Here is a 20798-nt window from a genome sequence, read left to right on the forward strand (position 1 = left end):
AGGATATCGTGAACCGAAAAATTAGTGTAACGGGTATCCCACAACGCTAGCCTTGGGATTATACGGGATTCTTTGGCTTCTTTTTAAATAGGATATCGAACACCGAATGTGATGTACCAAAAACAGGACAATCACACAGAGTGAACCCCACATAAAAAAGTTGCCAAGTGTTTCCCATAACCTAGAGGGTTAGGCGACACTCCGAAAAATAAAAGAAATCAAACGCTAAGAAAAAGTTGGGCGTGAAAACTCAACTTACCCGCTAGTGGTACTGGTATACCTTGCAGAGACAAGTGAGCTCACGCCCGGGTCGTGAGCAAATCTACTTATCATCCCTTCTGCAAAAAGTTACCAGTTTTCTAGCGAGAGATTCTAAGCGATAGCTTCAAATATGTTCTAAACGAAGAATCGCAAATTTATGTTATTGGGCTAAATATAGTAAAATTTTTAAAAATACGGTCGAACGACCGAGATATTCTATTTCCCATCATTTTCCTTTGTCTAGATGTCTAACATTAATATTGAAATATGCAGGTTCATAACTAGGGAATGGCTACTTCCTTGGTTAAAGGAGGGCAAGTCTCAGAGTTCCTTTGCCATTAAATACAATATTGATGAAAGTACAGTTAGAAAAATAAAAGGTAGAAAAGAATATAGAATCCCTGTGGAAACTTTAAACAGAATCTGTGAAGCAAAAGGTTTAAAGCTTAGTGAATTTTTTAAACTAGCTGGTCTCTAGAAATTTTAAGTCGAAAATTATACTTTTCAACTTAATGCCCCAATTGAAATTATTCCAACTAGAAAAAAGTTGGCCCAGAGTTATCCTAATGGCAATAATTTTAATGTAATCAAAATATCTTCAACCAGAAATTTTAATGGAAACAAGTCTTTATTTGAATTTTTGATCACTAATTGTGAAAAATCTTTTTTAAACTTATTTCCAATCTTGAATAGAATTGTATCCACTTCAGTCTCGTTGAAACCATTTTTCAATAGTACAGTTTTAGATATCTCTTCATTTGAATAGCTTAAGACCTTTTTATCTATTTCGTAAAATTCTGGTAATCTAGGAACTAACCAACCGTTAAGTTTCGCTATTTCCCAAAATTCCTCAGCCAACAAATCTTCAATTGAACTTGGAAAACAAATTCCTTTTGATTTAATTGATTTAAGTATAGGTGAGTATTTGTAACAACTTTTTTTAATTGAAAAGGTTTTTCCTTCTGCTGAATTAACGTCTACAAGTTGTCTTAAGTTATTAATCGATGCTTTTCCATCTCTATCATCATCGAACAACCCTATGGCTTTTAAATAGTCCTCAGAACCATTTTTTTTGTTTAATGATTTTGCCCAAATTAATAATTGTCGTTCTACCCAACTAGCTCCTCCTCCTGAGTCCATAGAATCAACATAAATAAGCTTTTCATATGTTGGATAATACTTCTTTAGTCCTGTAGCGATTATCCTTTGATCTGAAATACCCTCCACAAAAAGTGTTTCAATTTTCTCAACCGATATTCTTGATTTTACCAGACTTATATGAAAAATCAAATCTCTTAAACAATCTCTCCAATCATTAAGACTCTTATCAAAATACCAAACTTTCCATACACCTTTAAAATCAATCTGAAGATTTTTAAATTGGGTCAATCCAACAATATACATAGGTACATTTGCCCTTGTCTTTTTCCTGTATAAACTTCTAACTAAAGCTTGCCCTCCCTCATCGCTTGGTATAACATCATCCGGTTTTAATGGCAATTTCAAATCAGAAATTAGTAAATGAAACTCTTTTTTTTGTAGAGTCTCAATTGCTTCTTGTACACTTGATGCTTGGGTATATGATATGATTTCTTGGTTAGATTCGCGTATTGAAGCGATAACTGAACTGATTTTATTTAGATCATCATCAACAATTAGCACACTAATATGATTCATTTTGATTTCTCAATTAAAATTGAAAGTTCTCTTTCCCATGAATCTTCATTTGTACTATAGAAAACTGCTCCTAAGTAAAATTCTGAATAGTCCAAATTGAATTTTTTATTCAACTCATTGAATGTAATGTTTCCTTTTTTAGTTGGAAAGAAATCAAACATTGTGAACAAGACAGTCGGAATAAAAAGAGATTTCCTTTTCATTTCACGTAAAATTTTCTCTCCACCAAATTGTTCGTAATTGCCCCCTAAATCGTTGTTTCCCTTTTTCCACATTGGTATTGTCATATCAAGAATCAATAATTCATAATTTTGAAAATTATTTTTTAGTTCAAATACTCCACCTTGAAATGATTCTTCAATTGTCAAATTAATTCCATCGAAAAAGTTCACTAGCTTTTCAATCTTAGTTTTATCATCCTCAATTATTAGAATATTCTTCATATCCAGACATTTTATTATATGGAAAAAATAATTTGATTGAGATTTTATCATTTTTTAATAGAAAATCAAATCTTTCTGTTTTTGAATATGCCTCATAGAGTAATATCCTCTTAATCTTGTCAAACCCACTTTCACCCTCTTTATTGGATTTATCAATATTTGTATGGTCATTCCAATTACCCTTAACCTTTTCTAATTTCTCAACATTTTCTGAAAAGTCGAAATCTTTATTGACGCTATTCGTAAATATTATCTCAAAATATTTATTCTCTATCATACCAATTTTGACATTTATTTTCATGTTTTCAGGTGGGAGTTTAGAATGTTCTATTATATTATTGAATAATATGTTAAATACAAAAATTAAATTACTGTAAACCCCAAATGGACTACATTTTAAGTCAATAACTGGATTAATTTGAAAATTTGGGTGAATTTTATTTGTTAACTCAACACTAGCATCCAACACAGTCTCAATACTTAGAAGAGATTTTGAGTTTGTTGTATTTAAGTAAAACCAATCAGAAATTACATCAAGTTCCTTTTGAATTTCGGTTCCTGATTTAATAAGATTTGGAATTAATTGACAACTACTTGGTAAATCTAAATTCCTTAGTTCCTTTATTGTTATATCAATTATTTCTTGAAACGTATTATAAATAGGTCCAGACAAGGCCGCTATGATTGTAGTTTGTAGGGGTATTAAAGTATGCCTTACTAAAGAGTCTAAAATTAATTCAACTACAGTTTCAGTTGAATCAAAATACTTTCTATTACCTGCAAAAAACTCGAATAGCGTATAGTCATCAGTCATAAATTTAAAAATACCGTCATCCCTATCTTTAGTTTTCTCTGTTTGGATTTGAATTAATTTATCAATAATAAATTCAATGTAATCATCTACCTCCTTAGATAAATTCTGTAAAATTTCCTGCACCCTATGGTTTAGTAGAAAGTTATTTCCTAATTGAACCTTCCAAACCTCATTTTCTTTATATTGATTTTGAGATTTTGATGTAACCAAATCTAATTTTTCAAAAACGCTTCTTATATGGTTTTTTAACGCCCCATGTCTAATTCTTGTGCTTAAACTACTATCTAAACCATACTCTTTGCTAAAAAGAAAATTCTCCCTAGATTCAATATAAATATTTTTAAAGGCCAGGTACTCAGCCGAATCTAAACTATCATATTCCTTACCTGATGATTTTAAAACTGCTTCCCAATTTTTGGTTTTTGAAGGATTGAAACCTACTAAAGTGCTTGAAGAGGCACTTTGTTCTATTTCTTTAAATCTCTTGAACTGATCTTCGAATTTCTTTACCAATTTCTTCTTAAGACTATTCACATCAATATACAGACGTCCTTCATCCACCTCACGAAGAACTTTGCGAACAGAATTAATTCTGAGTATCTCGTTGATTTCTTTTTCATACTTAAGAGTATCCTTGGGATTTATATTTCTTAAATTCTCCAAAATCATAATTCTATCCTCTTCAACCTGACTTATAGATTGATAATCCGAAGAATATTTTATTGTGTCAATTGTCGCTACATTTTCTAAAAAAAATATGGTCTCCTGCTTTGAGAACTTTTCAATTAAAGCTGAAATTTGTATTTCATTTAAATGATTTATTCCTTGTTGAAATAAAAAGTCATCATATATTTCAAATAAATCGTATTCCTTCAAATTCAGACTGCACAATATAGGATACTCGATAAGTGATATTAGACTTTCTTTAGAATTAGAATTCTCTATACTTTCAAATAATAAATGGTTATCAAATTTTCTTCCTACAAATGTTTTATCAAACAAAAGCACTCCAAAAAGAATTAATGCTTCCCTATATTCACCAATCTTGATATAAGAATTATATAATAAACTATACTTTCGCTCTAAATAATATGGTATATCATCCAATTCAATATTTGATTTTAGCAAGTTTATTACTTGTCGGAAATCAGATTTTCCATAATTTCTCAGGGCCTCATAGGACAATCTTTGTTTGGGAGACATTGAAACATCATTTTCAAAATCTATGTCATGGCCATTTTTAAACAAGTAAACTTTGAAGCAATGAGAATTTAATAAATCAGAGTAATTATTAAAAACTAAATTCCTTGAATTACTCATGTACATATTTCGAAATGAGGAATAATTTGATGACAAGAAACCTCTGATGTAATTTCTTGAATCAACCCTCCCTTCAATTTCGGATAGCAATGCGAATATCTGTTTCCCAAAAGTCGTGTTCATATAAATTAATGAAACCTTGGTCAAAAAAATGAAGCATTTGTCCTCTACGCTATTGAAAGAAAGAAGATCATAAGTTTGGTGCAATATTTCGTTAATACTTTGGCTTGTAGGCAAGGCCTGAAAGTCATAGCCCAAATTGATTAGAGATTTGCAATAAACCTCAAAAAATTCATACTCTATTGGGTTTTCCTTAATCCCTTTTTTTGATAATTCCAAAGCCTTCTCAAAATCTCCTCGATAGTATGAATTCATACAATCCAAATAGATTTCCAATCCATTACCAATAACTAACTCATTCCTAGTATTAATTGCATTGTATAGATTCCTTAGTTTTGGATCATTTTTCACTACTTGATTAGCATTCCGTAAAAATGGGATAAATAGTGAATCGTTTGCAGGGGAATTCCAAATGTTATGCTCAATTACATCAATAACAATCAAATATTGGTCGATAATCGATAAAGTATTAGTAACATACAACACACCTTCTAGATTGGGATGCGAATATTCATAATCGGGATAACTAAAGTTTTTAAAAACCAAAAAATCTCTTAGAGCTCCTTCCGTATTTACCGCATCAATATCATTTTGAAATTGTGTAATGAAATTTTGGAAACTAACTTTCGACTCAATCCTTTTGCTACTAGAATTTATTATGAACTCATATATTGGATTTTTAATTTTCCTCAAATAATCACTTAGGGCATTCCAATTTGCTTCAGATCCAATTTCATGATCCTTAATCAATAAGCTAGCTTCTATACTCCAAAGACTTATACCAAATTTGGTCTCAATTTGAACAAGTAACTCCTTAGCGTTGGTAAAGTTTTCAAGTAAAATGCTTTTATCGAATTGGCATTTTAATTTTAAGAAATCATTTATTTCTTGTAAAAAATTATCTATAATCCAAGTAATCCATCTAAACTCGCTCTTCAAATCGTTTAAAAAGCTAAATGGATCTTTAATATAGATGCTCTCTATTGATTCAAAAAAAGGATTCTGTAGTATATATCTACCTATTAATGGGTTAATTCTTAAAGCATCTTTGTAATGACCAGATGGGACATGTAACTTAATCAGGGCAGCTTTTTGTGCCAAACTTAAGGTGGGGTTACTTATTATATTCCGAGTAATTTTCCTATAATCCATTATGGTATTCTAAGGGTATAAATTCGCATGTTTAAGATAAGGAAAGCTACATAATTTTATCTCAACACCTTTCAAAATAACACTGTTTCATTACTTGAAATCAAGAAGTAACCAAGAAAAATAATTGGCTTATGAATTTAAGTCCTCTGAATGGAATGGAAGTATATTTTTTACGCATTAAACTTAACTTCTTTCATACCCGTTATGATAGCCGAACCTCTTTGCAAAAAAGGAGTCAGTGATGTATTAAAACTAGTTTTATTTTACATACAGAAAAATTCCTTTTATTTCATGATGCACTTTCAGATAATGTTGTTCCAATTCCAATTCTGAAACCAGCAAAGGCTTGGGCAATCCCCTTTCAATTTCTGGCCTCGGAAACTGTACCTTTCTATCCTTACCATCAGCGAATACCACAAACTCCCCTTGTTTCAACCGAAAGAACACCTCGGCCCTACGCTTGGACACCTCCTTCTCCCCTTCCGTTATCCGTCGTTCCAGGTTCAACCCCGAACTTTTGCTCACACTCCGGGTCGGTATCTTGACCAACTCAAAGAAGCGTTCGTAATATCGAGCCGTGTCCGGGTCATTGACTTTCCCAAAAAACTGATACGATAGATTGGAGAGTATCGCTTTACTGGCCTTCTCCCCGTACATCATATCATTTTGGATCTTGTCCTGAAGGACATAGACACTTACGATATCATAGCTCCGTAATGTAGCCGGTATCCTGTGCATGTTCAACAGCCGTAAGGTAGAGGCCTCCTCCAACAACATAAAAGAAGGTTTCCGGTTGCGTTGGCTCATCTGCTTGGAAATCGTATGGATGATGGTGGCGATCACAGGGGAAAGGGAAGCATCCTTTTGTGGATTGTTCACCAAGGCAATGACGGATGGGTGGTCTTCATTATTGATATCCAAGGAAATCTCATCAGCAGAAAGCACCATAAAGATCTTCCGGGTACTGATCTTTTTGAACCCATTCGCCAAGGTACTGAGTACCCCTGCTGTCTGTCGTTCGGACCCTATGCCACTGATAAAGGCATCGGCCATGGCCCGGGAGGTTATATTTTCTTTTAAGAATTTGATCAAGCTCTTGGTGGCCAATTGCTGAAAAACGGCCATGAGATGGGGCAGGGTACAATAGTGCGGATAATCGGTCTTTAACCTCCAAATCAATCCACTGATCAAGCCCTCGGCTGCATCCTTAAAAAAACGGGAAGTACTGTTCTCATCGGAGTCCCTATGCTCCATCAAGTTCTCCAACAGCACCCGGGACACCTCATGGACACTCTCCTCATCGGGCAGATATTTGGGATCGATGGGGTTCACACGATTATAGATGGGGCCAAAGGAAACAATCTTAAAGGGTACCTGCTCCCCATTCCATAAAGGATAGGCCATTTCCGTGATCTCAAAATCCTTGTAATCATGGATGACCCCGGAGAAATGCTCCTTTTGAAAATGCTTTAAAAAATTATAGATGACACTCTCGGTCTTACCGCTTCCTGCAGAAGCCATCACGGAGACCCCCCTTCGGATGTTTCCTAAAACCAGAGGCCTCCCCTTTACCCTCATTTTCACCTCAAAAACCTTTGAGGGTTTCTGATTGTCTTTGTAGTGGTCCACCAAACCATAGATTACCACATGGACAAAAAACAACGGCAACCAAAGGACCAATGATTCTCTTAATAGACCATCCCACCCCCTTAGTAAACCATTGGCCACGGCCAAAAGAACAATGCCAAAAACCCATATCACAAACCCATATTTGAGAAATCGATTTACTACAACCGAGATTCCTGCCCCGATCACCATACCAAATACTATTTCAACCCATCCTAAACTTTCCATATTTAAATTTTTTATATTCCAATGGATCCTGACTCCATGGCCTTTCCGATACCTTTTTTAAGTTGCATCATCGCTTTATAGGCCAACTGCGCTTTATTGGTGGGGATGCTAGGCACTTTGATTCCCGCCTTGAACAACAATTGTTTGGCAGCCTGTTTCTCGGTTGTTGGTAATCCCAAAAGAGCCGTAAAGAATTGCTTGGGATTTTTATCCAACAAGTTTCGGGCATGGTAGGTCTCCACAAAGTTCCGGCGGTACCCGAATTGTTTGTCAAAGGTCTTTTCAGCCGTCCGATAGAACTTGTCCCGGTCAAAGCCCTGTTTGACCTTCTCCCCATTGAGGGTGGTTTCCGAGGTGCGGAACTTGGAACCTGGGGAAAGGCTATGGGAGTTGGTCACATCCTTTCGGCTGACGATGATATGGATATGGCTTTGGTGGCCTTCCTTGGCCATGCCTGGAACGATACGTTTCCCGTTCTGTTTATGGGGTGCCTCCATTTCCAAGGCATTGATTTTTTCTTGAAGTTTGGCCATGTCCCCTTGCTCCCTACCCTCTTTGATGGCCCTGATCTGGTGTTGCAGTTCCAAAATCTTGCTGGCATAGGCCTGGTTCTCCTTGACCTTTTTGTCCTTTTCGGAATAGGTCCGCTCCCTTTCCAGTTTCGCGAAATACAATACCTCCTTGACCGTCACCTCTTTGTCCCTATAAAAGGAGGCCGCGTAGGTCTTCATCAGTTCCCGGGTATATTGTTTCAGCTTTTCGGGGTCATTTCCGATATGGTTGAGTTCAGCCTGGGAGGGACTGACCATGATGGAATAGAACTTGGGATCCCGTTTGGACAACTTGGACGTATTGGCATCGATCTCGGCAATGACCCGCTGGGCATCAATATTGTTTTCTGTTTGGTTGAAGAACAGTTCTTGATCTTCAGGGGCCTTCCCTTCGTTCTCCTTTTCCAGATACTTGACAAAATCACTGGCACTGCCATGATAGTTATCTCCCAAGTGTTGTCGTGTGATGGCGATGTACATGCTTATAGGTTTTTGAGTTTTGTACGGTATTGTTCTATGGCTCCGGGTTTGAGGTCCACTTTGAGGTGGTCCTTTCCGAAGCGGTTTTTGGTCACGGACACATGATCCAGGACATGCCCAAAATCAGCTTTCAATTCTTCCACCTGTTCCTTCAACCGTTCATGGACGATCTTGGGAACGGTGGTCTCTTTATCCAACAGCTCAGGATTGGTGGGCGTGTTGATCTCGGTCAGCTGCCTTTCAAAAAATTCAAAGTCCCCTTCCCATTCGTCCCCCTCCCCAGATTCCAGTTCCTGCTGAAAGAGGGCCTGCATCATACTGACCGTGGGCAGGGTCTGTTCCTTTTCGATGCTGCGCATGATGGCCACCATGGCATTGAAGCGTCGCTTCATGAACAATTTCATACTGGCGATGGTCTCCCCAAAATGTTGTTCCGGGGAGATCCCATGGCGTTCAAAAAACTCCACCATGGCCAACAAGGTCATGGAATGGGACTTTCCTTGCCGTTTGGAAAAGCTCCGAAATTTCAGGGCCACCGAGATTTTGATCCTCAGTCCCGCAAACGTCTCTTTTTCGTAACCCTTATCCATTTTTTCAACAAAAATTCCTTGGTTTTACTGGGCCCGGCCCATTTTTTCAACAAAAACCGAATGCCCCAAGTTTTCTAAAATGCCCAAAACCCCTATAAACAGGGCCTTACGGAGCAACCATGATCGGTAGCGCTGCGCCAGCACGCTATCCTCTTGCTTCTCCTTTTTGCGCCAAAGGCCCAAAAAGCATCGCACAAACCATCTTAAAAAGACAGCCGTCCCTTTTCATATTTTACCCTATGGAGCACGGACTTTTGGAAAGTCAGATCAAGTTGGGTTGCCGTGCAAACTTTGCTACGATGTAGCATCTTAAATATACCCACATTCCTTCAGGCACAAAAATGCGTTCTGCGGGCAAATGGCATCATTTGCCCGCAGTAAATATGAAACGTCCATTTTTGGGTTTCCACAACGTCGGGAGTTCCACGGGAACGCCAAAAAAAAGACCCTTTTTCAAGGGTCTTGTTCCCGTCAGTCCTCCGATGGAACAGTATTGGTCTGTTCCCTGTAATACTCATACCGAAATATCCAGAGATTGACCACCAGGGAGTAGGTTTTGTCCACCGTGGCATCCGCTGTCTTTTTGACAACGCTTTTCTTTGGATGTTTCTTTGCAGGGATTTCCAATGACTTTTTTACAATTGCTTTCATAATACATGATTTTAGATTATTAATTATTTGAGGGCATCCCCGCACTTCCCAAAAATTTCAGCTCAAAAGGAAACGGAAGGAGTGAGGTACGAACGGTTTATGCCGTAGTCTTTTGATGGGAACATTTTTGAAGGGCGAACTTGCGGTCAAATAAGGGATAGGTATACTTTGGGGTTGCCCAATACTTTGCAAACAAGAATTTCCCAAATTGGTTTTTGGGTGTTCGACCCACCTAAAAACCAACCATGAACCCATAAAAAAAGCCCATCGTGATGGATGGGCTTCGATGGTGTGTTTTGGCATTCACATATTGAATACGAAATCATAACTGTAGAGATTTCGCATTGCCTCTTCTTCCAAGAGGGTATCATAGTCCTTATCATGCGTTTCTGCAAATTGGAGCAATTCGGTCCCGGAACGGCTTTCCACATCTTCTTTGGATACGGAAAGCAAACGTTCCTGGGTCTCGCTATCAAGGTTGGTAAAGTTCAAATAGACCATTATTCAAAACTTTGATAGTTCATTGCTCACAGATCATATAGGCTTGGATCGAACCCATCGGGGTAATACCTTGGGTCATATTGTTCTTCCAACCATTTTTCAAATTCCATCATTTCTGTATTCGCTGTATTCGCTTCCATGACCATTGGATTAAAGAATTCCATTATCAGCAAAACTGTAATACCTACCATCAGGCGCAAGGATGATATGGTCCAAAACCTTGACATCAAAAAGCTGTGCCGCCTCTTTGATCTTTTGGGTCAATTGTTTATCCTGATAACTGGCCTTGAGTTGTCCAGAAGGATGGTTATGGGCGAGGATGATCCCCACGGAAAGGGTCTTTAGGGTAATGGCAAAAAGGATGCGCAGATCTACCAAGGTACCTGTGATGCCCCCATGGGATAGTGGATAAATGCCCTTTACCTTGTTGGACTGGTTGAGCAGCACGATCTTAAAGGTCTCGTGCAGGCCTATGGTCTTGTTGTCCCAATTTTGGAACAATAGATTCGCCACCTCATTGGAGTTCGTCACGGACAGGGATTTCAGCGTGCTGAGTTTTTCCCGATAACTGATCTGTATTTCATTGACACGGTGTTCCATTTCAAATGTGTTAAGGATGAAAAAGAAAGGAATGCCCAAAGACTGGACACCCCCTATCCATTTTACTCGGTGGTATTGTTATCACCACCGCCCAAAAGCAGGATCTCACTGGCCACCACTTCGGTCACATATTTTTTATTGCCCTCTTTGTCCTCATAGGATCGGGAGGTCAATTTCCCTTCGATGGCAACTTCCTTGCCCTTGGTCACGAAGCCTTCGATGATGTCCGCCAATTTCCCCCATGCGATGATGGTGTGCCATTCGGTATTGGTCACCCGTTCCCCTTCGGAGTTTTTGTAATGTTCGTTGGTGGCCATGGTGAACCGTGCCACACGTTTGCCTTTGTCAAGGTCAGTAATGGTGGGGTCTTGCCCCACGTTTCCGATCAACTGCACTTTGTTTCTCAATGTACTCATGATAAAAAGTTTTAAAGGCCTGCTATCTTCCAGTATGGATAAATCAGCAAACAGGGTTAAAAATTTCCCCTCTATTTTTTTGGTCATTGTTTCCCAAATTTTAAGGGGCGTTTGTTTGCTTCTTACGTGCGTAGCACAATAAAAGAAGGGGGGTTCTGTCAAGGCTTTTGGACAGAAATCGGGAGGCTCCGCGACGTAGCAAAACCTTTAGGTTTTCAAGGAAGTGGAAACCCTATTTGTGGACAAAACCTGTCTTGGCCTTGACAGGTTCGATAAGGGCCTTAGGAATTCCTTCAGACCCATTGGCAAGGGAGCGTACGGGAAGTTAAGCGAGTGCAGGCAATGGTGTCCTGATAGGAAGTCCTTGGGCACTGCCCTGTTTTTCGATGCCCCGAAAAACAACGAGGGCTTCTTTTATTATGGACCCCTTAAAATTTGTTGGGCGGACGGACGGATTTGCGGCCTTTCCCGGCAAAGCCCCAAGAAGGGTTTGCTAAGGAAGGGCGCACCAAAGATCCGTTTGGACGGCTTCCGTTTTGACCAAATGAAGTTTCATCAAACATTACGACAATAAGGGAACAAACGTATTGGAGTTACCCTACGACCGGATTATTTATCATCCTCAGTGATAAGCATTTCGTAATTGTTCGGATACGGTTTTTTATGCCCGGAAGCTTTCATATTGTCTCATAAGTCCTGTCGCCGTTTCTCGAAGAATCAGACCCCTAACCTTCCTGAAGTCCCCTCCAATACACGGACAGTTGTTTGGGTGACACAACCTGCGAAGCCTCTCATGTACAATTTTATTGAAGGTCTTGGCGAACCATGGGGCTGCCAACAACGGCTGAAATATAAGTTAGCCCAAAAAATGGTTCCTCTTTGAAACTAAGTGTTCCACTTCATCCGCTGAAGTCGAACAGCATTCAATATTGCCAATAAGGCAACCCCCACATCAGCAAAAACTGCTTCCCACATCGTGGCTAGGCCTCCCGCTCCAAGGATGAGCACAAATGCCTTCACGCCAAAAGCGAGCCCAATATTTTGCCAAACTATCTTTCGGGTGGAGCGTCCTATTTTAATGGCTCGTGCCATCTTGCTCGGTTGGTCGGTCTGAATGATGACATCTGCTGTTTCAATGGCCACATCACTACCCAAGCCTCCCATGGCAATGCCCACATCGCTGATGGCCAGAACGGGCGCATCATTAATGCCATCGCCCATAAAGGCCACTTTGGTGTCTGATTGTTTTTTGAGTTCTTCGACTTCGCCGAGCTTATCTTCTGGCAACAGGCCGCCCTTTGCCCAATCAAAGTTCAACTTTTTCGAGACTTGTTGCGTTATGGAATCTTTGTCACCCGAAAGCATTATGATTTTCGAAATCCCGGCATCCCTGATTTGTTGGATGGCTTGATGGGCATCTTCCTTGAGTTCATCTGCAATGGTAACATAGCCTGCAAATTTTTCATCAATGGCCAACATTACAATAGAATCTACAATATCATCGGTTTCTGAAGGTACATCAATGTTGTTTGAGGCCATTAGGGCTTTATTGCCCACCAGCACTGTTTTCCCATTGACCGTTCCCCTTAATCCCTTTCCTGCAACTTCCGATACATCGGTTGCCTTTATATCCGTGCCTTCGGCTTTGTATTCCAAAATTGCTTTTGCTATGGGATGGGTAGATTGTTCCTCCATGGCCATCAGGTATTTCATAAACTTGGCTTCCTCAAATTGCGCGGTCTTGATCTCCTTGATTTTAAAAACCCCTTTGGTAACGGTTCCCGTTTTGTCCATCACTACCGTGTTCACTTTGGTGATTGCTTCCAAAAAAGATGCACCTTTGAAAAGAATCCCATTTCGGGATGCCGCTCCCAGACCACCAAAATAGCCGAGCGGAATGGAAATGACCAAGGCACAGGGACAGGAAACCACTAGGAATATTAATGCGCGATAGAGCCAATCCCTAAATACATAGTCATTTAGAAAAAAGTAGGGCAAGAACGTTAATCCAATGGCAAGGAAAACCACAATGGGCGTATAAATTCTTGCAAATCTTCTAATGAACAGTTCTGTCTTTGATTTTCTGGCTGTAGCGTTTTGTACCATATCCAAGATTCGAGTGATGGAACTGTCCTTGAATTCTTTGGAGGTTTCTACATCGATAACACCCTCGAGATTAATACTTCCGGCATAGACTTTTTCGTCTCTATTTATCGTATCGGGCTTACTTTCGCCAGTAATTGCCGCCGTATTGAGGGAAGCTCTTTCGGATAAGAGAATGCCGTCCAAGGGGATTTTCTCACCCACACGTACTTGTATCCTTTCGCCAATCTCGACGGTTTGGGGATTTACGGTAACGAAATTCCCGTTACGAAGCACCAAAGCTTCGTCCGGTCGCGCATCCAAAAGGGCCTTAATATTTCCCTTTGCCCGATTGACTGCTGCATTTTGGAACAGTTCGCCCACGGCGTAAAACAACATTACGGCCACGCCCTCTGGGTATTCGCCTATGGCAAAGGCTCCTAGAGTGGCAAGGGACATCAGGAAAAATTCAGTAAAGAAATCACCATGCTTTATACTGTTCCAACCTTCTTTGATGACAGGAAAACCAACAGGCAAATAGGCAAGGGTGTACCATGCGATCCTTATCCAGCCCTTGAAAAACGGAAAAGCATCAAAATAGTCCACTGCTATGCCGATGATAAGCATTACAAAACTGAAAATGGCCGGTAAATAGGTCTTGAATTTAGATACACCTTCAGGACCGTCATGGTTATGGCCACTTTCGTGTCCGTGTTCGCCCTGGCGTTCCTTTGAACCAAGATCACGTAGTTTTACTTTTTTCTTTTTCATAGACGGTAAGGTCGTTATTTGTTTCATGCAACGGAAGTGCAATTATTGCCCGCTGCATTTGTCGCAGATTCCCTTAATGACCAAATTGGCATTTTCTGCCACATACCCATCAGGTAGATTGATATGGGGAATCTTATGCTCAGTGAGACAGACCGTTTCATCACAGTTATCGCAATGAAAGTGCAAGTGCAGATCTTGTTCCATTTCACAATTGCAACCTGGTTCGCACAGGGCATACTTTGAAATATTGGTGCCATCATCTATTTGGTGCACAATGCGTTTTTCCTCAAAGGTCTTCAGGGTCCGGTACAATGTGGTTCTGTCCGCTTTTGAGAAAGCGTTCTCCATATCGGTCAGGGCAATGGCCACTTCCTTTTCAGCCAAATATTTATAGATCAAAATACGCATCGCCGTTGGGCGTACACCTTTGTTTTCCAATGTTTTTTCAATTTCTGTCATCATATTGTAATTTTATCAATGGCTATGTCCCGCATCCCCTTTTTTCATTTGGGCCATTAAATAGTAGGCATTGTTGTATGCAAATGTAGTATTTGGCCCAACGGAATCTACAAAATCGATGGCGACCCAATCCCCGTCATTTGGGCCTGTGTTAATTTCGACAGGTTTGAAGCTCCAGTCATTGCCTTCACGCTCCGCTTTAAAAATATACTTCTTTCCCTCGTTCGAACTTATTGCACTTTCAGGCACCGCAACGGTCTCGGATTTTTGGATTTCAATCCGTCCTTCAACATACATCCCTGGAATCAGCTGCCCTTCCTTGTTCTCGATTTCAGCATGGACGTGTATCGCTTTGGGATTTTGCTCGAAAGTTTTCCCTACGGAATAAATTTTCGCAGTAAGTTCCTTTCCGGGAATGGATTGTACATTGAAGGATACTTGCTGCCCTACCTTTACTTTGTACACATCCTTTTCAAACACCATTAAATCGGCATGGACGTGATGGGTGTCAACGATTTCAAATAGGTCGGTCTGCGGTTCTACATACTGTCCGGTCTTCACCGCTACGTTTTGGACAAATCCCTCAATGGGACTTCGCAATGCCACCCGTTGGTAAATCGTACCGTTTCTCACCCCGGACGCACCAATGTTCAATTGTTGCAACTGTGCTTCCAATCCCTTTGCCAGGCTTTGGGATGCCCGGTATTCCGCTTCGGCCTTTTGAAAGTTGGCCCCGCTGCCCACCCCGGCATCATACAGGGTTTTTTGTCTTTCAAATTCCTTTTTCAGAAACTGGCTGTTACTGTAGGCGTTCAGGTAATCGGTCTGTTTCTGGATGATATTGGGGTGGGACAAATAGGCGACCGTTTGTCCCTTTTTTACTTTGTCGCCTTCAATGACCTCTATGGACACCACATTGGCACCCACGACCGTCGTAATGGTCGCTTCATTCTGAGGTGGGACCTCCAGTTGGCCATTGGCTTCCACATACTGCTTCATAACACGTTGGGCGACGGTATCGATTCTCATGTTAAGATTCCGGCACTGCGCCTCCGTAAGCATGGCTTCTTTGGCTTCACTTTCTTTGTGCATTTCGTCCATTTCAGGTTTTTTTTGCTTTGCTTCTTCAGTATCGGCTTTGGAATTCCCACAGGAAGCAAGTACCAAGAGCATCGCCACAAGCCCAATAACGTTATATTTAAAAAGATTGTTCATTTGTCTATTGTTTAAAATATTGTAATTCAAATACTGATTCTAGATAGTTGTCAAGAGCGTCAAGTGCATCCATTTCCGTGTTTATGGCATCCCGAATAATCTGTGTGAACGCTGCATAGTCCACCGCACCCTCCGCGTAGGCCAACAATGCTCCCCTGCGCTGCTCTTGGGCAAGCGGCAAGGCCTTGTCCCTATAAAATTGCCACGATGCGCTCCATTTCTGATAGGCTTGCACCGCCTGCCGATATTCGGATTGCAGCTGGCGTTTGGTATAATCCGCATTGGTCTTTGCGATTTCACTTTCAATTTTGGCGGCCTTGGCTTGACTACGCTGTCCACCTGAAAACAAAGGAACCGAAATGCCGGCTTGATAGGTGTAGAACCCGCTATCACCATTGACCTGTTGCAGTCCGCCCTGAAGGTTGAACTTAGGCAGCAAGTCAGCCCGTGCTGCATCGTATGTCGCCTCGGCCTCCTCGATGCGCCTTTGTGAAAGTTCCAGCTCTGGGTGTTTTCCCAAATCCCCTTCCCATCCCAAAACCGTTACCGCACTTTCATCAAGTTTTTCTGGAACGGAATAGTAGATGTCCGAAACCAACCAAAGATTGAGCTTTTGCAGGGCAATGGCATAATCACTTTCGGCCTGTTGCAGTTGATTGTTGATTTGTAAGGCCTGATTTGTGGCCGATGAATATTCCAGCCGGGAAATGGCCTCTACCTTGAAGTTGAGTTCTATTGCTCTTTTAAACTGTGAATAAATGGAATCCAGTTCACGGTACAGTTCAAATTTCTGTCGTTGTCGATAGGCTTCTGACCAAGCCTTTTTGACCTCCTGTTCCACTTGCAGTTCGGAAAGGTCAAGAGCTGTCTCGGCCAAAGCGATGCGTTGTCTCTGCAAACGCCTTTTTGCACTGATGCCCAACAGGTCGATATTCTGTTGTCCAACCCCAACCAAGGTATAAATTCCTTGTCCGTCCGCAATTTCTTCGCCACCTGTAAAGACTTGGGTATTGCCAAGGTCGTAAGCCATACCTTTTAGGGCGGTTTGTTTTTGGACCTCCCATTGTTTCGCTTTCAACAGCGGGTAGTTTTTCCTGGAAACTTCCACCGCCTCTTCCAATGAAATAGCGGGCAGTGAATCATTAGGCTGGATCTGCCGTGCATTTTCAAAACCTTCTTGCGCATGCATTTTGGCAGGCAGTGCGGTGGCGAACAAAAGAAGGACCATGACCACAGGGGTAACCCATTTCGGGTCGGGTTTCCTCATCCGTTCCGAACGTCCCTCGACCCATTGGTAAAAGATGGGTAGGATAAAGAGGGTCAAGAGGGTCGAAGTTATCAAGCCACCAATGACCACGGTGGCCAAAGGTCGCTGTACCTCTGCCCCGGCCGAAGCCGAAACGGCCATGGGAAGAAACCCTAAAATATCCGTAAAGGCCGTGAGCATAATGGGACGAATCCGTCTTTTGGTGCCTTCTATAATTCTACCTTTAAGATTGGTCACGCCTTCTTCCTTCAGTTCATTGAGACCACTTATCATGACGAGTCCGTTCAGAACGGCCACGCCAAAAAGCACGATAAAGCCGACCCCCGCGGAAATACTAAAGGGCATATCCCTTAACCAGAGGGCGAACACACCGCCAATGGTGGCCATCGGGATGGCGAGGTAGATCATCAAGGTCTGTGGAAAGGACTTTAGCGCAAAATAAATCAATATGAAAATCAGGAACAAGGCAATAGGGACAACAGTTTGCAATCTATTGCTGGCGCGTTCCAGATTTTCGAAAGCACCACCATACCGAATGTAATATCCTGTGGGCAGGTCAAACTGGGCATCCAATTTTTCTTGGATATCCTCTACAACGGATTTTACATCACGGTCGCGAATATTGATGCCCACATAGGTCCGCCTATTGGTATTGTCACGGCTTATCTGCATCGGGCCGGGTTCATAACTTACCTCGGCAATTTCCCGTAATGGGATTTGCGAACCATTGGGCAGGTTGATGAACAGGTTCTGGATGTCCTCGATGCCTTGCCGGTTTTCCTTTTGAAGTCTTACGACCAGGTCAAACCGTTTTTCACCCTCGAAGATTACGCCCGCCTTTCCTCCTGCAAAGGCGGCCTGTACCACTTTATTGAGCTGTTCGATCTTTAGACCGTACTGTGCCAATTTATTGCGGTTATAGTCAATGGTGATTTGTGGCAGGCCGTCCGTGGCCTCAACTTTCATATCTGCCACACCGGGAACGGTGGCAATGATTTCCCCCATTTCCTCGGCCTTGCTTGCCAATATGCCGAGGTCTTCCCCGAACAATTTAATGGCCACATCCTCACGAACACCCGTAAGCAATTCGTTGAAGCGCATTTCTATAGGTTGGGTAAACTCAAAATTCACACCGGGAACGATACTGATGGCCTCCTTCATTTTTTCCACCAATTCATCCTTGCTTTCTGCAGATGTCCATTCATCCGTTGGTTTGAGGATAACGAAGACATCGGCGATATCCATGGGCATCGGGTCCGTTGGTACATCGGCGACACCGATACGGCTGAGAACGGTTTCCGCTTCGGGAAATTCGGCCTTCACGATACGTTCAATCTTTGTCGTGGTTTCGATGGTTTCCGACAGGGAACTGCCGGGTTTCAAGATCGCGTGAAAGGCAATATCACCTTCGTCCAATTGCGGGATAAACTCACCGCCCATTCTCGTAAAGACGAAAATGGCAATGGCAAAAATGGCAATGGCAATGCTTACGACCACTTTGGCCTTGGAAAGTGATTTGGTCAACAACGGTTCATATTTCTGCTCAATCCAATGCACGAACCTATCGCCATAGGATTGTTTTTTGGATTTTGGCGGCCGTAGGAACAATGCCGAAACCATGGGCACATAGGTAAGACACAATAGCATGGCCCCGATCATGGCGAAAATGAAGGTAAGGGCCATGGGCCGGAACATTTTCCCTTCGACACCCTCCAAGGCCAAAATGGGCAGGAACACGATCAGAATGATCAGCTGGCCAAAGAAAGCGGCGTTCATCATTTTTTTGGAGGCCTTGGCGGCGATGTCATCCCGTGTTTCTGCACTAACGCCATTCTTTTTGACCACATAGGAGTACATTAAAAAAACGGTGCCCTCTACGATGATCACCGCACCATCCACAATGATTCCAAAATCGATTGCCCCCAAGCTCATCAAGTTTGCCCATACGTCAAAAACATTCATCAGAATAAAGGCAAACAATAGGGATAAGGGTATGGTCGAAGCCACAATGAGTCCGCCACGCCAATTTCCCAATAACAAGACCAACACGAAGATCACGATAAGCCCACCTTCCAAAAGGTTCCCCGTTACCGTGCCTGTTGTCTCGGCGATCAATTCGCTACGGTCAAGGAAAGGTTTGATGGACACCCCTTCAGGAAGGGACCGTTGTATCTGTTCCACACGTCGGGTCACGTTCTCGATCACCTCGTTGGAATTTGCCCCTTTGAGCATCAAGATCATTCCGCCCACGGCTTCGCCCTTTCCATCTTTGGTAAGCGCACCATAGCGTACCGCACTTCCCATGCTTACCTTACCTATATCCTTCACTTTGATGGGAATGCCATTAACGGCCTTGACCACCATGTTTTCAATATCCGATATGGTCCTGGCCAGCCCTTCACCACGAATGAAGTTGGCTTGGTGGTTACGCTCGATGTAGGCCCCACCTGTATTCTGGTTGTTGTTTTCAAGGGCCGAGAACACTTCTGTAATGGTAATACCAATGGCGCGAAGTTCGTCCGGGTCAACCGCCACTTCGTATTGCTTTTTGTTTCCGCCAAAGGCGTTTACCTCGACCACGCCGGGTACCATGGCCATCTGTCTCCGTACAATCCAGTCCTGCATCGTTCGCAGTTCCGTTGCCGAATATTCACCTTGATGTTCATCATCTACTTCAAGGGTATATTGGTAGATTTCACCCAATCCCGTTGAAATTGGCCCCATAACGGGTTTGCCAAAGCCAGAAGGGATCTGTTCCTGAACCTCGGGCAGTTTTTCGGCTACAAGTTGTCTGGGCAAATAAGTGCCCACCTCATCGTCAAATACAATGGTCACCACAGAAAGCCCAAAACGGGAAACAGAGCGGATTTCCTTGACATTGGGTAGGTTGCTCATCGCAACTTCCACGGGATAGGTTACAAATTGTTCTATATCCTCCGTTCCCAGGTTGGGTGATTGGGTAATGACCTGTACTTGATTATTGGTGATATCCGGTACGGCATCGATGGGAACTTGGGTCATGCTATAAACGCCCGCACCAATCAATGCGAGGGTCAGCAGACCTATAATAAATTTGTTATTGATTGAAAAATCAATGATTCTGTTGATCATGGACAAGGGTATTGATTCAGTTTATATTCTTACTGGGCGCATTGATGAAAAGCAACGCACGATATTGACGTAACCATGAAAAAGTCACGTCAAAACAGGATAGTTTTATCCTATAAAAACTGGATCATGCCCGAGGGGGCTGTAAAAGAGAAGGTGGAATATCCTTGCCGAGGTCATCAAAATGGGCAAAGAATTCGTCTGGGATTTCTGGCTGGTACGGTTCAAATGCGACAAGCCCAAAATCTATGGTGTGAACGTGGCAACAATGACATTGACAGAAAGGCGAGCAAAGTTCACAATCGTCACCTTGGTCGCCGTCAGAATCGACTACCGAAACAGTTTGGCAATCGTCAGAGGCATTCCCTGAATCACTACAAGGCACCACGTTGAGCGCCAAGAAGTATATTGTTAATATGATTGTCAAAAATTTCACGGGGCAAAGATAAAAAAATCCAAGTGCAAC

At 41.9% G+C, this 20798-nt stretch carries 16 protein-coding genes; 1 reads left to right on the forward strand and 15 read right to left on the reverse strand.

Annotated elements, in window-relative coordinates:
- Positions 1-505: 505 nt before the first annotated feature.
- Positions 506-739, forward strand: coding sequence for a helix-turn-helix domain-containing protein (locus ACFSJE_RS14400; protein ID WP_119618884.1), 234 nt, complete (start codon positions 506-508; stop codon positions 737-739).
- A gap of 80 nt (positions 740-819) precedes the next feature.
- Here the strand turns inward: ACFSJE_RS14400 and ACFSJE_RS14405 are convergent, their stop codons facing one another.
- The 15 genes from ACFSJE_RS14405 to ACFSJE_RS14475 form a co-directional block, all read right to left on the reverse strand.
- Positions 820-1938 carry a response regulator gene (locus ACFSJE_RS14405; protein WP_119618883.1) on the reverse strand — a complete coding sequence of 373 codons (1119 nt, stop codon included), beginning with the start codon at positions 1936-1938 and terminating at the stop codon, positions 820-822.
- The gene (locus ACFSJE_RS14410) at positions 1935-2381 is read right to left on the reverse strand and encodes a hypothetical protein (RefSeq protein ID WP_119618882.1); all 447 of its coding nucleotides are present in this window, start codon (positions 2379-2381) and stop codon (positions 1935-1937) included. The genes ACFSJE_RS14405 and ACFSJE_RS14410 overlap by 4 nt, the downstream gene beginning before the upstream one ends.
- Entirely contained in the window at positions 2359-5736 is a 3378-nt protein-coding gene (locus ACFSJE_RS14415; protein ID WP_379831591.1) for a hypothetical protein, read from the reverse strand. The genes ACFSJE_RS14410 and ACFSJE_RS14415 overlap by 23 nt, the downstream gene beginning before the upstream one ends.
- Before the next feature lie 309 nt (positions 5737-6045).
- Complete coding sequence (locus ACFSJE_RS14420) at positions 6046-7641, reverse strand: type IV secretory system conjugative DNA transfer family protein (protein ID WP_119618880.1); 1596 nt, start codon at positions 7639-7641, stop codon at positions 6046-6048.
- Positions 7642-7652: 11 nt separating this feature from the next.
- Complete coding sequence (mobB, locus tag ACFSJE_RS14425) at positions 7653-8672, reverse strand: MobB family relaxase (RefSeq protein WP_119618879.1); 1020 nt, start codon at positions 8670-8672, stop codon at positions 7653-7655.
- Between the two features lie 2 nt (positions 8673-8674).
- Positions 8675-9262, reverse strand: a complete 588-nt coding sequence (locus ACFSJE_RS14430; RefSeq protein WP_119618878.1) for a BfmA/BtgA family mobilization protein — start codon at positions 9260-9262, stop codon at positions 8675-8677.
- Positions 9263-9733: 471 nt separating this feature from the next.
- Entirely contained in the window at positions 9734-9913 is a 180-nt protein-coding gene (locus tag ACFSJE_RS14435; RefSeq protein ID WP_067036202.1) for a hypothetical protein, read from the reverse strand.
- Positions 9914-10216: 303 nt separating this feature from the next.
- The gene (locus ACFSJE_RS14440; RefSeq protein WP_090294768.1) at positions 10217-10414 is read right to left on the reverse strand and encodes a hypothetical protein; all 198 of its coding nucleotides are present in this window, start codon (positions 10412-10414) and stop codon (positions 10217-10219) included.
- Between the two features lie 150 nt (positions 10415-10564).
- The gene (locus tag ACFSJE_RS14445; protein WP_119618872.1) at positions 10565-11014 is read right to left on the reverse strand and encodes a JAB domain-containing protein; all 450 of its coding nucleotides are present in this window, start codon (positions 11012-11014) and stop codon (positions 10565-10567) included.
- Between the two features lie 62 nt (positions 11015-11076).
- Complete coding sequence (locus ACFSJE_RS14450; RefSeq protein WP_036385938.1) at positions 11077-11430, reverse strand: single-stranded DNA-binding protein; 354 nt, start codon at positions 11428-11430, stop codon at positions 11077-11079.
- A gap of 885 nt (positions 11431-12315) precedes the next feature.
- Entirely contained in the window at positions 12316-14283 is a 1968-nt protein-coding gene (locus tag ACFSJE_RS14455; protein ID WP_119646828.1) for a heavy metal translocating P-type ATPase, read from the reverse strand.
- Between the two features lie 42 nt (positions 14284-14325).
- Positions 14326-14742 carry a Fur family transcriptional regulator gene (locus tag ACFSJE_RS14460; RefSeq protein WP_067036187.1) on the reverse strand — a complete coding sequence of 139 codons (417 nt, stop codon included), beginning with the start codon at positions 14740-14742 and terminating at the stop codon, positions 14326-14328.
- Between the two features lie 15 nt (positions 14743-14757).
- Entirely contained in the window at positions 14758-15957 is a 1200-nt protein-coding gene (locus tag ACFSJE_RS14465; protein ID WP_119618874.1) for an efflux RND transporter periplasmic adaptor subunit, read from the reverse strand.
- Positions 15958-15961: 4 nt separating this feature from the next.
- Positions 15962-20335, reverse strand: coding sequence for a CusA/CzcA family heavy metal efflux RND transporter (locus ACFSJE_RS14470; protein WP_119646830.1), 4374 nt, complete (start codon positions 20333-20335; stop codon positions 15962-15964).
- A gap of 124 nt (positions 20336-20459) precedes the next feature.
- Positions 20460-20768: a DUF6660 family protein gene (locus tag ACFSJE_RS14475; protein WP_081894468.1), complete on the reverse strand. Its 309-nt coding sequence runs from the start codon at positions 20766-20768 to the stop codon at positions 20460-20462.
- Positions 20769-20798: the final 30 nt, after the last annotated feature.

Origin of the sequence: Flagellimonas iocasae (assembly GCF_042682725.1) — a bacterium.
Classification (GTDB): Bacteria; Bacteroidota; Bacteroidia; order Flavobacteriales; family Flavobacteriaceae; genus Flagellimonas; species Flagellimonas iocasae.

What these genes read in the sequence shown, in the direction of transcription:
- ACFSJE_RS14445 (WP_119618872.1), bottom strand. Translation starts at nt 11,014, where the DNA reads ATGGAACACCGTGTCAATGAAATACAGATCAGTTATCGGGAAAAACTC.
- ACFSJE_RS14460 (WP_067036187.1), bottom strand. Translation starts at nt 14,742, where the DNA reads ATGACAGAAATTGAAAAAACATTGGAAAACAAAGGTGTACGCCCAACG.
- ACFSJE_RS14430 (WP_119618878.1), bottom strand. Translation starts at nt 9,262, where the DNA reads ATGGATAAGGGTTACGAAAAAGAGACGTTTGCGGGACTGAGGATCAAA.
- ACFSJE_RS14455 (WP_119646828.1), bottom strand. Translation starts at nt 14,283, where the DNA reads ATGAAAAAGAAAAAAGTAAAACTACGTGATCTTGGTTCAAAGGAACGC.
- ACFSJE_RS14410 (WP_119618882.1), bottom strand. Translation starts at nt 2,381, where the DNA reads ATGAAGAATATTCTAATAATTGAGGATGATAAAACTAAGATTGAAAAG.
- ACFSJE_RS14450 (WP_036385938.1), bottom strand. Translation starts at nt 11,430, where the DNA reads ATGAGTACATTGAGAAACAAAGTGCAGTTGATCGGAAACGTGGGGCAA.
- ACFSJE_RS14405 (WP_119618883.1), bottom strand. Translation starts at nt 1,938, where the DNA reads ATGAATCATATTAGTGTGCTAATTGTTGATGATGATCTAAATAAAATC.
- ACFSJE_RS14465 (WP_119618874.1), bottom strand. Translation starts at nt 15,957, where the DNA reads ATGAACAATCTTTTTAAATATAACGTTATTGGGCTTGTGGCGATGCTC.
- ACFSJE_RS14470 (WP_119646830.1), bottom strand. Translation starts at nt 20,335, where the DNA reads ATGATCAACAGAATCATTGATTTTTCAATCAATAACAAATTTATTATA.
- mobB (WP_119618879.1), bottom strand. Translation starts at nt 8,672, where the DNA reads ATGTACATCGCCATCACACGACAACACTTGGGAGATAACTATCATGGC.
- ACFSJE_RS14435 (WP_067036202.1), bottom strand. Translation starts at nt 9,913, where the DNA reads ATGAAAGCAATTGTAAAAAAGTCATTGGAAATCCCTGCAAAGAAACAT.
- ACFSJE_RS14420 (WP_119618880.1), bottom strand. Translation starts at nt 7,641, where the DNA reads ATGGAAAGTTTAGGATGGGTTGAAATAGTATTTGGTATGGTGATCGGG.
- ACFSJE_RS14400 (WP_119618884.1), top strand. Translation starts at nt 506, where the DNA reads ATGTCTAACATTAATATTGAAATATGCAGGTTCATAACTAGGGAATGG.
- ACFSJE_RS14440 (WP_090294768.1), bottom strand. Translation starts at nt 10,414, where the DNA reads ATGGTCTATTTGAACTTTACCAACCTTGATAGCGAGACCCAGGAACGT.